Genomic DNA, 13,259 nt, shown 5'->3' on the forward strand with positions numbered 1-13,259 from the left:
TTGTTAAGACTGGCACGTATTTTTTAATGCTAAAGAAACCTTGCTGACAGGCTCTTTATTGAGTGCATCGCAAATTTGCCAACCTGCTTTTGCTAGCCTTTCTAAATCAATTTCGGTACTAATGCCAAGTCCTTGCAGCAAGTAAATGACATCCTCAGTGGCAACATTTCCTGACGCCCCTTTAGCGTAAGGGCAGCCACCAAGGCCAGCTACAGCACTGTCGATTGTTGCAATACCCATCTCTAGAGCTTTGTGAATGTTTGCCAATGCCTGACCATAGGTATCATGGAAATGTACCGCAAGCCTTTGTGCAGGGATGTGTTCGAGTAGCAATTCTAGCAATGATCCTATTTGATTAGCTGTGCCAACACCAATTGTGTCGCCTAAGCTTATCTCATAACAACCAAGTGCCAACAATTGTTTACATACCTCCAAAACGCGCTCTGGCTCAACTTTTCCTTGGTAAGGGCAGCCTGCGATACAACTGACATAACCTCTTACTTTGATGTTGTTTTTTTGAGCAAGTTCAACAACAGGTCTGAAGCGTTCGATACTTTCTTCAATGCTGCAATTGATATTTTTTTGCGTGAAAGCTTCACTTGCCGCCGTGAAAATTGCAAATTCATCAACTTGATTTTCAAGCGCCAGCTCGGCGCCTTTTAGATTTGGTGTCAGCGCACTAATCTCAACACCAGGTGTGCGTGTTATCCCTTGGATCACCTGTGCGGAGTCTGCCATTTGAGGTACCCACTTAGGTGATACAAATGCGCCTGCTTCAAGATGTTTGAGGCCGGCATCAGCCAGCGCATTCAAAAGTGCTATTTTACTTTGTGTGCTGACTGAGGCTTCATTCTGTAGGCCATCTCGAGCGCCGACTTCTACAATTTTAACCTTAGCCGGATAGTTGGCCATATTATGCCTCCTCGACGATTGCGAGCATTGCCCCATGGCTAACAAGCTCACCTTCATCAAAGCAGTAACTTGATAAAGTGCCATCAAAAGGCGCGTTTAACGTATATTCCATTTTCATCGCTTCGATTATCACGATTGGATCGCCTTTGCTGACTTGTGCACCAACTTCTTGCAGGTGTTTTACAACAGTGCCATTGAGAGGGGCAGCAAGCGGTGCTTCTTGATGCTCATGTTCGCTTACATAGTGCTTAGTCTTTAATTCGAAAGTGTGCTGGTAAGGTCCATACATGACCGTGATACTGGACTCATCAATAAGTACATCCGCCACCATGCGTTTTCCATCAACATTTGCGATAAGTTGATGATTTTCTAGCTTTGCTTCAACACGGTGGTCATAATCATGATAATGCACTCGCCAGTGATGGCCCTCAGCTTGAGCTACAACAAAGTGATCGGTAAATGGCACGGTGAGCTTACGTGTTTGGTTGAGTCTAAAGCCAACTTGTTGCCACGGCGAATTTACTTTCGGTGCTTGCTTGTGCGCAAGATAAGCAATACTTGCGAGGCATACTAAGGTATCGCTAGGTGCTTTAGAAGCAGTAAGCTCTTCAGTTTGGGTATCAATAAAATGTGTATCGGGTGCACCAGCCATAAAAGTTGGGTGCTCTGCTAGGTGATGTAAAAATGCAATATTACTTTTTACGCCCGCTAAATGTACTTCATTTAGCGCCGATCTGAGCTTCAGCAGCGCCGTACGTCTGTCGTGACCATGAACAATCAGTTTGGCAATCATCGGATCGTAAAACGGACTTATTTCGTCACCTTGTTGCACACCTGTGTCAATGCGTACGCCACGTTGCGCTTTAGGGAAACTCAAATGGGCCAATGTGCCAGAGTAGGGCATAAAGTTTTCTTCAGGGTCTTCAGCGTAAATTCGTGCCTCAAAACTGTGACCCTGCAAAGAGATTTGTGCTTGAGACAGCGGTAAACGTTCGTTGTTGGCAACACGAATTTGCCACTCGACAAGATCTTGACCTGTCACCATTTCCGTTACGGGGTGTTCTACTTGTAGGCGCGTATTCATTTCCATAAAGAAAAATTCATCGCCGCACAATAAGAATTCTACAGTACCGGCACCGCGATAGTTAATTGCCTGAGCACAGCGTACAGCAGCTTCACCCATTTCTTTACGCAGAGCATCGCTTAAGTCAGGAGCAGGTGCCTCTTCAATGACTTTTTGGTGGCGTCGTTGTAGGGAGCAATCTCGATCTCCCAAATATACACAGTTACCATGATTGTCGGCGAATACTTGTACTTCTACGTGGCGAGGTCTATCGACAAAGCGCTCAAGTAAAACTAGATCATTACCAAAACTTGCCGAAGCTTCACGTTTTGCACCTTCTAACGCACTGAGAAATTCACCGGCGTTTCGGACTACTCGCATGCCCTTGCCGCCACCACCAAATGCAGCTTTGATAAGCACAGGGTAGCCGACCTTTTCAGCTTCAGCCGTTAAAAACTCGGTGTCTTGTTGTTGGCCATAGTAACCCGGTACCAATGGCACGTTGGCCTCTGCCATGATCTCTTTGGCGCGTGTTTTTGAGCCCATAGCTTCAATTGAACTGGCAAGCGGGCCGATGAAAGCAATATTGTTTTCTTCACATGCATTTGCAAAGGCGTCGTTTTCAGACAAGAAGCCATATCCAGGGTGAATGCAATCAACGCCACTTTGTTTGGCTACTTCTAAAATACGCTCACTGACAAGATAGGAATCTTTACTTGGTGCTGGGCCAATATGATAGGCTTCATCAGCTTGTTTGACATGGAGTGAGTTGGCATCTGCATCTGAATACACTGCCACAGTGCTCAAACCTAAGCGTTTTGCAGTGCGCATGACTCGACAGGCGATTTCCCCTCGGTTTGCGACTAAGATTTTTTTTAACATTTTCTGCTCCTTACTCGCTTGCCGTCGGCTGCCAATTTGGCGCGCGTTTATCAAAAAAGGCACTCAAACCTTCCTGTCCTTCGTCACTGACTCGAATTTCAGCGATTCGCTTGGCTGTATGGGCGATAAGCCCTTCATCAATATATTTACCTGCGACTTCATTGATTAGCGACTTGGCACTTTTTACTGCAACAGGGCCGTTATTTAGTAGCTGTTCGATAAAGTACTCTTCGCTTTGTTCTAGGTCTTCACTAATGTCGTGGATCAAGCCTAATTCCAGCGCTTTGTTTGCTTCAAACACTTCCGCTGTTAAAAAATAACGGCGCGCTTGTCTTTCGCCAATTGCTTTGATCACGTATGGGCTGATCACGGCAGGGATCAGGCCTAACTTTACTTCGCTCAAACAGAATTTTGCATTGGCTGTGGCAACGGCAATGTCGCAGCAAGCAATCAGACCTAAAGCTCCACCAAAAGCAGCCCCTTGAACCAAGCATAAAGTAGGGTGTGGTGAGGTGGCGAGTACTTGCATTAGTTTAGCCAGCTCTAGAGAATCAGCGACGTTTTCTTCATAGTTGTTATCCGCCATTGATTTCATCCAAGCGAGATCTGCACCAGCAGAAAAGTGTTTGCCTTGGGTTTTTAACACCAGAGCACGGATCTCTAGCTCGTTGGCGTACTCGATGGTTTTGATCAACTCAGCGATGATCTCTGCGTTAAACGCATTGTGTTTTTCAGGGCGACTTAATTCTAAAATCGCCACCTTGCTTTTCGTAATATTTAAAGTGACAGACATGTACGCCCCCTACATTCTGAAAATACCAAACTTAGACTCTTGTCTTGGCGCATTTGCAGCTGCTTCTAGCGCAAGCCCAAGTACATTTCGTGTGTCAGCAGGGTCGATGATGCCATCATCCCACAGACGCGCACTGGCATAATATGGATGACCTTGCTTTTCATATTGCTCAATAATTGGTTTCTTGAACTCTGCAACTTCGTCATCATTCATGCTTTGGCCTTTGCGTGCTAGGCCATCTTGACGCACTTGTGTTAATACGCCGGCCGCTTGTTCACCACCCATGACGGAAATACGGGCATTTGGCCACATCCACATCATAGTTGGTTCGTAAGCACGTCCGCACATACCGTAGTTACCTGCACCATAAGAGCCACCGATAAGTACGGTAAATTTAGGGACGTCAGCACATGATACCGCGGTCACCATTTTGGCACCGTGTTTGGCGATACCTTCGGCTTCGTATTTTTGGCCGACCATAAAACCTGTAATGTTTTGCAAAAACAGCAGCGGGATATCACGCTGTGCGCACAGTTGAATAAAGTGTGCGCCTTTTTGCGCAGACTCAGAAAAGAGAATGCCATTATTGGCGACGATACCAACTGGGCGGCCAAATATTTCTGCAAAGCCAGTTACCAAAGTTTCACCAAAGTAACGCTTAAATTCATCGAATTGAGAGTCATCGACAATACGTGCGATCACTTCACGAACGTCGAATGGCTTTTTCAGATCGGTCCCAACGATGCCGTAGATCTCACTAATATCGTATCTAGGGGGTTTAATATCTTTTAGAATGGGCTGGGTCGGGCGTTGATGGTTTAGTCGTTCAATACACTGGCGGGCAATTGATAGCGCATGCTCGTCGTTTTCAGCGTAATGATCGGCAACACCGGATACTTTACAGTGTACATCCGCACCGCCTAAATCTTCTGCACTGACCTCTTCGCCGGTCGCCGCTTTTACCAAAGGCGGACCTGCTAAAAATATAGTGCCTTGCTCTTTGACTATGATACTTTCGTCCGCCATTGCCGGCACATACGCACCACCTGCGGTACAAAGGCCCATAACCACTGCAATTTGTGGAATACCTTTGGCAGACATACGAGCTTGGTTATAGAAGATGCGACCAAAATGTAGTTTGTCTGGAAATACTTCGTCTTGTTCTGGCAGGTTAGCACCGCCAGAGTCTACTAAATAGATACAGGGAAGATGACAGCGCTCTGCAATTTCTTGCGCTCTTAAATGCTTTTTAACCGTGAGCGGGAAGTAAGTACCGCCTTTTACAGTTGCATCGTTGCCGACAATCATACACTCGACACCTTTGACACGGCCAATACCTGCAACGACACCTGCACATGGGATATCTTGCTCATATACGCCAAATGCAGCAAATTGGGAAATTTCTAAAAACGGAGAACCTTCGTCGAGTAATGTATCTATTCTGTCACGGACAAACAGTTTTCCGCGACTTTGATGGCGAGCAATGAGGGCTTCGCCGCCACCTTGGCTTAAATTTGCGACCTTATCATTTAAATCGTCAACCAATGACGCCATCGCGTCATGGTTGTCTTTAAACTGTTGGTCGTGCGTATTAACAGAAGAGTTTAATACTGTCATGGCACTTCTCCTTAACGGCTTTCGTTAAATAGCTCACGACCAATTAGCATGCGGCGTATTTCTGAGGTACCAGCGCCAATTTCATAGAGTTTGGCGTCACGCAAGAGGCGACCAGTAGGGTATTCGTTGATGTAGCCATTACCACCTAGTAGTTGGATGGCATCCAGTGCAAGTTTGGTAGCCAGCTCTGCGGCATATAAAATCGCGCCAGCGGCATCTTTACGCGTTGTTTCACCGCGGTCACATGCTTTTGCTACTGTGTATACGTATGAACGGGCAGCATTCATTTGAGTGTACATGTCGGCAATTTTGCCTTGAACAAGTTGGAACTCACCAATAGACTGATTGAACTGCTGACGTTCATGAATATAAGGCACAACCACATCCATACACGCTTGCATAATGCCAAGTGGGCCACCGGCAAGTACAACGCGCTCGTAGTCTAGGCCGCTCATCAGTACCTTAACACCTTCGTTTAGTGTGCCTAATATATTTTCTTCCGGCACTTCACAGTCTTCAAATACCAATTCACAGGTATTTGAGCCGCGCATCCCTAACTTATCGAGTTTTTGAGCTGTAGAAAAGCCTGGGAAATCACGCTCAACGATAAACGCTGTAATACCACGAGGTCCTGCGTTTAAGTCTGTTTTTGCGTAAATCACAAAAACGTCGGCATCTGGACCATTGGTGATCCACATTTTATTGCCATTTAGAACGTACTTATCGCCTTTCTTTTCGGCTTTTAACTTCATAGAAACAACGTCTGAACCAGAGTTTGGCTCACTCATTGCTAGTGCGCCGATGTGCTCACCGCTGATCAGTTTTGGCAAATATTTTTCTTTTTGTACTTGGTTGCCGTTGCGGTTTATTTGGTTCACACAAAGGTTAGAGTGTGCGCCGTAGCTCAAGCCAATTGATGCACTTGCTCGGCTGATCTCTTCCATCGCAATAACGTGCTCAAGGTAGCCCATATTCGCACCACCAAATTCTTCTGGCACAGTGATACCGAGCAAGCCCATTTCGCCAAACTTTGGCCATAGCTCATTTGGAAATGCGTTGTCATGATCGGTTTTTTCCGCCAGTGGTGAAATTTCGCTAGTGGCAAAATTATTAACATGATCTCGGATCATGTCTGCGGTTTCGCCAAGTCCAAAATTGAGTTCTTTATATAGTGATACTGTGCTCATCTTGTTGTCATCCTGTGTGAGGGTTTGTGTTGTCACCCTTGCGGGTTGCTGAGGCGGGTTTTGGCAGACGCCCCAGCAAACAAATACGTGTATTGATTAGTCTTGTAATTCTTTTAAAGTATCGAGGCAGCGTCTTTCAGCAGTAACCAGTTCCATCAACACCACCTTGATGTCATCCATTTGTTGACTCAGGTCGGCTTTTTTCTCTTCTATTAATTGCAACATGGTGTGGAGCTGTTTTTCACTGGATTTATCTGCATCGTATAACTCAAATAATCTGCCAGTTTCGGCAAGCGTAAAGCCTAGTCGCTTACCGCGCAGAATTAATTTGAGACGGACTTTGTCTCGTTTTGAATATATACGGGTCTGACCATTACGCTCTGGCGAAAGTAATCCTTGATCTTCATAAAAACGAATACTTCGTGTGGTAATGTCAAACTCCTTAGCGAGTTCGCTTATTGAGTAGGTTGGTTCTTTATTGGTGTCTTGCATTATTTACACACTTACTTCGAAACTGATTAGACCAATATAAGTGAAGTTTACGTAAAGGTAAAGTGTCGTTTTTGCATCATGCTTTAGTCGCATATGCAAAATCTGGATCTTGAACTACTTTTAGCTCGCATAAGGCACTATATGCTTTGTTAATTAGCTCTTCGACATGGGATATAGCAAGGGAATGCGCAGTAAACTGCCAACTTGGCAACACAGCTGTGCAAGTAAACTTTACATTTTTGAAAATCGCAAAGCGCTTGATTTTAGATTTACGTTGGCGTAAACGTAAATTTTAGGTATGCTCGACGTAAGAGATTACTAAAAGCAAGCAATTTGCTTGTTAACAGGAGTTTTAAATGAGTAACGAAGCCGTAGTCATCGTAGCAGCAAAACGTACACCTATGGGTGGATTTATGGGTAGCCTTTCAGGCGCGTCAGCGACTGATCTGGGTGCAACTGCAATCAAAGCTGTCATGAATGATACTGGTTTATCGGATGCCAGCATCGACGAAGTTATCATGGGATGTGTATTACCAGCAGGTCTTGGTCAAGCGCCAGCGCGTCAAGCGACGCTGCACGCCGGCCTAGCACGTTCTACAGGTGCAACAACTATCAACAAGGTATGTGGTTCAGGTCTTAAAGCAGCAATGTTCGCTCATGATTTGATCAAATCAGGTAGTATAAAAACTGCGGTTGCAGGCGGCATGGAGAGCATGACAAATGCGCCATATTTCATGCCGAACGCGCGCGGTGGTATGCGCATGGGTCACAATCAAGTTATTGACCACATGATGGCAGATGGTCTTGAAGATGCGTATGATAAAAAAGCAATGGGTTGCTTTGCCCAAGACACCGCAGATCAATATGGCATCACTCGTGAAAATATGGACGAATTTGCGCTGAACTCTTTGAGTAAGGCAAACGCGGCAATTGAAAGTGGCAGTTTCGATAACGAAGTTATCCCACACATCATTTCAACGCGAAAGGGTGATGTAGAGGTAACAACGGATGAACAGCCTGGTAACGCACGTCCAGATAAAATCCCTTCACTTCGTCCAGCTTTCAAAAAAGATGGCACTATTACAGCAGCTAACTCGTCGTCTATTTCAGATGGTGCAGCGGCACTGATCTTAATGAGTGAGTCAGAAGCAAAAGCACACGGTCTTACGCCTTTATGTAAGATTGTTGCTCACGCAACACACTCTCAGGCACCAGCTGAGTTCACTATTGCACCAGTTGGCGCAATGAACTCGTTGCTTGACAAAGCTGGTTGGTCAAAAGAAGACGTTGACCTTTGGGAGATCAATGAAGCATTCGCTATGGTGACCATGCTTGCGATCAACGAAATGCAGCTAGATAGCGCTAAAGTTAATGTTAACGGTGGTGCGTGTGCACTAGGTCATCCAATTGGCGCAAGTGGCGCACGTATTTTGGTGACACTAATTCACGCACTTCGCAATCGCGGCCTGTCAAAAGGTATTGCATCACTGTGTATTGGTGGTGGTGAGGCGGTTGCACTCGCAGTAGAAGTTTAAATCGTCAAAGCGCCGCAACAATACTAACTTTTAACGCGGCGCTACTTTCAGTTTTTTTGGGGAGGAGTGCAAAATGCACCAGGTACCATTATACATCAACGGTGAATTCACACAGTCGCAGTCTGACAAATGGTTAGACGTTGTTAATCCAGCAAATCAAGAAGTACTTGCACAGGTACCTTGCGCTACGTCACAAGAAGTACAAGCAGCAATTAATTCTGCTCAAGAAGCCTTCCAAACATGGAAAAATGTGCCTGTACCAGAGCGTGCACGTATCATGATGCGATATGCGGCGCTGTTAAAAGAGCACCAAGAAGAAATCGCTACCATTATTTGTCATGAGCTTGGCAAAACATTTGAAGATGCAAAAGGTGACGTTTGGCGTGGTATTGAAGTAGTAGAACAAGCTGCTAATGCTCCTGCTATGATGATGGGTGAGACAGTTGAAAATGTTGCACGTAACATCGATACATACTCTTACATCCAACCTCTAGGCGTTTGTGCTGGTATTACTCCGTTCAACTTCCCGGCAATGATCCCATTGTGGATGTTCCCAATGGCGATTGTTTGCGGTAACACTTTTGTTCTTAAACCATCTGAGCAAGACCCGTTGACACCGATGCGCTTAGTCGAGCTATTTGAAGAGGCCGGCGCACCAAAAGGCGTACTGCAAGTTGTTCACGGTGGTAAAGACCAAGTAGACCAAATTCTAGAAGCGCCAGAAATTCGCGCCGTATCATTTGTTGGTTCGTGTGGTGTTGGCCAATATATTTACAGCAAAGGCACAGAGAACCTAAAACGTGTTCAAGCATGTGTGGGTGCTAAAAACCATATGGTGATAATGCCAGACGCAAGCAAAGAGCAGACTATCAACAACCTAGTTGGTGCATCAGTGGGTGCGGCAGGTCAACGTTGTATGGGTATTTCGGTCGCTGTATTTGTTGGTAAATCACAAGAGTGGGTTGATGACTTAAAAGCGGGCCTTGAAAAGGTTCGTCCAGGCATCTGGAATGACCCTGAAGCGGCATATGGTCCACAAACTTCAGCAGCCGCAAAAGCTCGTATTTTGTCTTTGATTGAGTCAGGTAAAGCGCAAGGTGCAACTTGTTTATTAGATGGCTCAGACTTTACAGTGGAAGGTTACGAAAAAGGTAACTGGGTTGGTCCTACATTATTTACCAATGTGACAACAGACATGGACATTTACAAAGAGGAAATCTTTGGTCCAGTATTAAACTGTGTATTTGTTGATACCCTTGAAGAAGCGATTGCGCTCGTAAATAACAGCCCTTACGGAAATGGTGTTTCACTATTTACAGCAAGTGGTGCAGCTGCACGTAAATTCCAACAAGAAATTCAGGTTGGTCAGGTAGGTATTAATATTCCAATTCCTGTGCCATTACCTTTCTTCTCATTCACAGGTTGGAAAAACTCTTTTTATGGTGATGTTCACACTTACGGTAAACAAGGTGTGCGTTTCTATACTGAAACTAAGACAATCACATCTCGCTGGTTTGCTGATGAAGCAGTCACTGGCCCAAATATGAGTATTAACCTACGTTAATTCCGCAAAATCCCTAAGCCCAGTACCTATGCTGGGCTTTTAGTAGTACCGCCTGACGCAGATCAGGTGCAACAAGAATAAAAACAAGTGACGTATATCACTTGATACGACAACAAGAGAGGTCTTTTATGGACTTTAATCTGAACGAAGATCAACAGGCATTCGCCGAAACCGCTTACCAATTTGCTATGACCGAACTTGCTCCTAATGCAGCGCGTTGGGATCAAGAGCATATTTTTCCTAAAGATGTTATCAAACAGGCAGGTGAGCTTGGTTTTTGTGGCCTTTACACGCCAGAAGAGGCGGGTGGTTTAGGCTTATCTCGCCTTGACTCAAGCATTATTTTTGAGCAGCTGTCGATGGGTTGTACAGCAACAACTGCGATGTTGACTATCCACAATATGGCGACGTGGATGATTGCAAGCTTTGGTACTGACGAAGTGAAAAGTCAGTATATGGACCAGCTGGTTATGGGTGAATTGCTTGCATCATATTGCCTAACCGAACCAGGTTCAGGTTCGGACGCTGCATCACTGAAAACGAAAGCCGTATTAGAAGGCGATGAGTATATCCTGAACGGGTCGAAAATGTTTATCTCGGGCGCGGGCGAAACAGATGTTTTAGTGGTTATGGCGCGTACCGGTGAGGATGGACCGAAAGGGATCTCTGCATTTGTTGTTCCAGCGGACGCCGCTGGTGTAATTTATGGTAAAGCCGAAGAGAAAATGGGCTGGAATGCACAACCGACTCGCTTGATCACCTTCGAAGACGTTAGAATTCCTGCTGCAAACTTGATGGGTAAAGAAGGCGAAGGGTTCAAGTTTGCTATGCAAGGCTTAGATGGTGGCCGCATAAATATCGCCACTTGTTCAATTGGTACTGCGCAACAGGCGTTGAATACTGCCAAAGAATACATGCAAGAGCGTCAGCAATTTGGCAAGCCACTGGCTGCTTTCCAAGCATTGCAATTTAAAATTGCTGATATGAATACCGAACTTGTTGCGGCACGACAAATGGTGCGCTTGGCAGCATTTAAACTGGATAGCAATGATCCAGAAAAAACCACTTATTGTGCGATGGCAAAGCGCTTCGCAACCGATGTAGGTACGAAAGTGTGTGATGATGCCCTGCAAATCCATGGTGGATATGGTTATATCAAAGAGTACCCACTTGAACGCCACTTACGTGATGTACGCGTTCACCAAATCTTAGAGGGCACAAACGAGATCATGCGTGTGATCATTGCCCGTCGAATTTTAGCTGAAGGCGCTGCAAGCGTTTTATAAGGAGCGAATAAATGTCTGCACAATTAAAACTTGAAAAACGTGGTCACATTGCAATTGTAACTATGTCAAACCCACCTGCGAACACTTGGACGCGTGATACATTGGTTGGCTTAAAAGAGCTGGTTAAAGAATTAAACGCAGATAAAGAAATTTACTCGCTTGTTATTACAGGTGAAGGTGAAAAGTTCTTTTCAGCTGGCGCTGATTTGAATGTATTCGCAGATGGTGACAAAGGTGTTGCGGCTGACATGTCACGTGTTTTTGGCGAAGCTTTTGAAACTCTGAGCAACTTCCGAGGTGTATCGATTGCAGCGATTAACGGCTTTGCAATGGGTGGAGGTCTAGAAGTCGCGTTGGCGTGTGATATTCGTATCGCAGAGGCGCAAGCGCAAATGGCGTTACCAGAGGCAAAAGTGGGCTTACTTCCTTGTGCGGGGGGAACCCAAAACCTATCTTGGTTGGTAGGTGAAGGTTGGGCGAAGCGCATGATTTTATGCGGTGAGCGCCTTAAAGCTGACAAAGCTGAAAAAATTGGCCTAGTTGAAGAAGTTGTTGAGCAAGGTCAGGCACTCGAAGCGGCTTTAGAACTTGCATCAAAAGTAGAAGATCAAAGCCCTGTCGCAGTTACAGCGTGTAAGTCACTTATTCAAAAAGGCCGCACAGGTACCATCGATAGTGCGCTGCCTTTAGAGCGTGAGTTATTCGTGACATTATTTGATACACAAGATCAAAAAGAAGGCGTCAACGCATTTTTGGAAAAGCGTAAAGCAAATTGGGTGAATGGCTAATGGTTGAATTACAGTTACTAAACCAAGAAGACGCGCCAGTCGTGTTCCAATTGGCGCACTGTAATAATGACATGAAGGTCGCAATTGCGACCTTAAATGCGCCAAAAGCGTTAAATGCGCTTAATTTAGACATGATCCGCTTATTGGCTCCTCAGTTGAGTGAGTGGTCGGCCGATGACAGTATTGCGATGGTGGTACTGAGAGGGTCGGGTGATAAGGCTTTCTGTGCTGGCGGCGATGTTGTCAGTTTATATAAAGCGATGGCAGCCGACGATGGAAATAACTTCCTCGAAACCTTCTTTAGCGAAGAGTACAAACTCGATTACCAAATCCATAATTATGACAAGCCTATTCTACTTTGGGGTAATGGCATCATTATGGGTGGCGGTTTGGGTCTGATGGCAGGAGCTAGCCACCGTGTGGTAACAGAAACATCGCGTATTGCCATGCCTGAAATCACCATCGGTTTATATCCGGATGTAGGCGGTTCGTATTTCTTAAATAAAATGCCAGAAGGTGTTGGCCTATTTTTAGGTTTAACAGGCGCTTCTGTGAATGCCAATGACGCTAAATTTGTAGGCCTAGCCGATCACTTTATCAATGCTGACCACTTTGACATTTTGTTGCATAACCTAAGTGAAGTAAATTGGGGTAAAACCAATGTGCTGAATCACGATAAGTTAACACAACTATTATTGTCCATTGAAGAGGGCGCTCATTCTCTGCCTAGCAGCGCGCTTAAACCGCTAGCAAATGAGATTAAGAAGCTCACCGATTTACCAAGCCTATCAGCACAAGTTGATCACATTTTGTCAATTGATAGCAGCGAAAACAAATGGCTGAGCAAAGCTCAGGCTGGCTTAAAACACGGTTCTCCACTGAGTGCGGTATTGGTCAGTGAACAGCTTAAACGCCTAGCTGGCCAATCTTTAAAAGCGTGTTTTTCACAGGAGCTGGCGATGTCCGTTCACTGTGGAGAGGTGGGTGAGTTTCAAGAGGGCGTGCGTGCATTATTGATAGATAAAGACGGCAAACCAAACTGGCGCTTTAAATCCATTGCTGACGTAGACAGTGATGTGATTGAAAGCTTCTTTGTACCTAAGTGGGATGACAAAAACCACCCATTGGCAACTATGTAAG

11 protein-coding genes are annotated in these 13,259 nt (G+C 45.3%); 5 read left to right on the top strand and 6 right to left on the bottom strand.

Annotated features, from left to right (window positions below):
* Positions 1-3 precede the first annotated feature (3 nt).
* From J8M00_RS04395 to J8M00_RS04420, 6 genes are all read right to left on the bottom strand, one after another.
* A complete protein-coding gene (locus J8M00_RS04395; protein WP_211009125.1) occupies positions 4-912 on the bottom strand; it encodes a hydroxymethylglutaryl-CoA lyase in 909 nt (302 codons plus the stop codon).
* Between the two features lies 1 nt (position 913).
* The gene (locus J8M00_RS04400) at positions 914-2,857 is read right to left on the bottom strand and encodes an acetyl/propionyl/methylcrotonyl-CoA carboxylase subunit alpha (RefSeq protein ID WP_211009126.1); all 1,944 of its coding nucleotides are present in this window, start codon (positions 2,855-2,857) and stop codon (positions 914-916) included.
* A 10-nt stretch (positions 2,858-2,867) separates the two neighbouring features.
* Positions 2,868-3,650, bottom strand: coding sequence for an enoyl-CoA hydratase-related protein (locus tag J8M00_RS04405; RefSeq protein WP_211009127.1), 783 nt, complete (start codon positions 3,648-3,650; stop codon positions 2,868-2,870).
* Positions 3,651-3,659: 9 nt separating this feature from the next.
* The gene (locus J8M00_RS04410) at positions 3,660-5,267 is read right to left on the bottom strand and encodes a carboxyl transferase domain-containing protein (RefSeq protein ID WP_211009128.1); all 1,608 of its coding nucleotides are present in this window, start codon (positions 5,265-5,267) and stop codon (positions 3,660-3,662) included.
* An 11-nt stretch (positions 5,268-5,278) separates the two neighbouring features.
* Entirely contained in the window at positions 5,279-6,454 is a 1,176-nt protein-coding gene (locus tag J8M00_RS04415) for an isovaleryl-CoA dehydrogenase (protein ID WP_211009129.1), read from the bottom strand.
* Between the two features lie 96 nt (positions 6,455-6,550).
* Positions 6,551-6,946: a MerR family transcriptional regulator gene (locus J8M00_RS04420; RefSeq protein ID WP_023400459.1), complete on the bottom strand. Its 396-nt coding sequence runs from the start codon at positions 6,944-6,946 to the stop codon at positions 6,551-6,553.
* A 356-nt stretch (positions 6,947-7,302) separates the two neighbouring features.
* Here J8M00_RS04420 and J8M00_RS04425 point away from each other — a divergent pair, with 356 nt between their 5' ends.
* From J8M00_RS04425 to J8M00_RS04445, 5 genes are all read left to right on the top strand, one after another.
* A complete protein-coding gene (locus J8M00_RS04425) occupies positions 7,303-8,481 on the top strand; it encodes a thiolase family protein (RefSeq protein ID WP_211009130.1) in 1,179 nt (392 codons plus the stop codon).
* A gap of 73 nt (positions 8,482-8,554) precedes the next feature.
* Positions 8,555-10,045 (top strand): CoA-acylating methylmalonate-semialdehyde dehydrogenase, encoded by a 1,491-nt coding sequence (locus J8M00_RS04430; protein WP_211009131.1) that lies wholly within the window; start codon positions 8,555-8,557, stop codon positions 10,043-10,045.
* A 128-nt stretch (positions 10,046-10,173) separates the two neighbouring features.
* Positions 10,174-11,331, top strand: a complete 1,158-nt coding sequence (locus J8M00_RS04435) for an acyl-CoA dehydrogenase family protein (RefSeq protein WP_211009132.1) — start codon at positions 10,174-10,176, stop codon at positions 11,329-11,331.
* Between the two features lie 11 nt (positions 11,332-11,342).
* Complete coding sequence (locus tag J8M00_RS04440; RefSeq protein WP_211009133.1) at positions 11,343-12,119, top strand: enoyl-CoA hydratase; 777 nt, start codon at positions 11,343-11,345, stop codon at positions 12,117-12,119.
* The gene (locus tag J8M00_RS04445; protein WP_211009134.1) at positions 12,119-13,258 is read left to right on the top strand and encodes an enoyl-CoA hydratase/isomerase family protein; all 1,140 of its coding nucleotides are present in this window, start codon (positions 12,119-12,121) and stop codon (positions 13,256-13,258) included. The genes J8M00_RS04440 and J8M00_RS04445 overlap by 1 nt, the downstream gene beginning before the upstream one ends.
* Position 13,259 lies beyond the last annotated feature (1 nt).

It is taken from the genome of Pseudoalteromonas luteoviolacea (assembly GCF_018100925.1).
GTDB lineage: Bacteria > Pseudomonadota > Gammaproteobacteria > Enterobacterales > Alteromonadaceae > Pseudoalteromonas > Pseudoalteromonas obscura.

Bases quoted from the DNA above. Each gene is read 5' to 3' on its own strand.
- J8M00_RS04395 (WP_211009125.1), bottom strand. From the start codon at position 912: ATGGCCAACTATCCGGCTAAGGTTAAAATTGTAGAAGTCGGCGCTCGA.
- J8M00_RS04400 (WP_211009126.1), bottom strand. From the start codon at position 2,857: ATGTTAAAAAAAATCTTAGTCGCAAACCGAGGGGAAATCGCCTGTCGA.
- J8M00_RS04405 (WP_211009127.1), bottom strand. From the start codon at position 3,650: ATGTCTGTCACTTTAAATATTACGAAAAGCAAGGTGGCGATTTTAGAA.
- J8M00_RS04410 (WP_211009128.1), bottom strand. From the start codon at position 5,267: ATGACAGTATTAAACTCTTCTGTTAATACGCACGACCAACAGTTTAAA.
- J8M00_RS04415 (WP_211009129.1), bottom strand. From the start codon at position 6,454: ATGAGCACAGTATCACTATATAAAGAACTCAATTTTGGACTTGGCGAA.
- J8M00_RS04420 (WP_023400459.1), bottom strand. From the start codon at position 6,946: ATGCAAGACACCAATAAAGAACCAACCTACTCAATAAGCGAACTCGCT.
- J8M00_RS04425 (WP_211009130.1), top strand. From the start codon at position 7,303: ATGAGTAACGAAGCCGTAGTCATCGTAGCAGCAAAACGTACACCTATG.
- J8M00_RS04430 (WP_211009131.1), top strand. From the start codon at position 8,555: ATGCACCAGGTACCATTATACATCAACGGTGAATTCACACAGTCGCAG.
- J8M00_RS04435 (WP_211009132.1), top strand. From the start codon at position 10,174: ATGGACTTTAATCTGAACGAAGATCAACAGGCATTCGCCGAAACCGCT.
- J8M00_RS04440 (WP_211009133.1), top strand. From the start codon at position 11,343: ATGTCTGCACAATTAAAACTTGAAAAACGTGGTCACATTGCAATTGTA.
- J8M00_RS04445 (WP_211009134.1), top strand. From the start codon at position 12,119: ATGGTTGAATTACAGTTACTAAACCAAGAAGACGCGCCAGTCGTGTTC.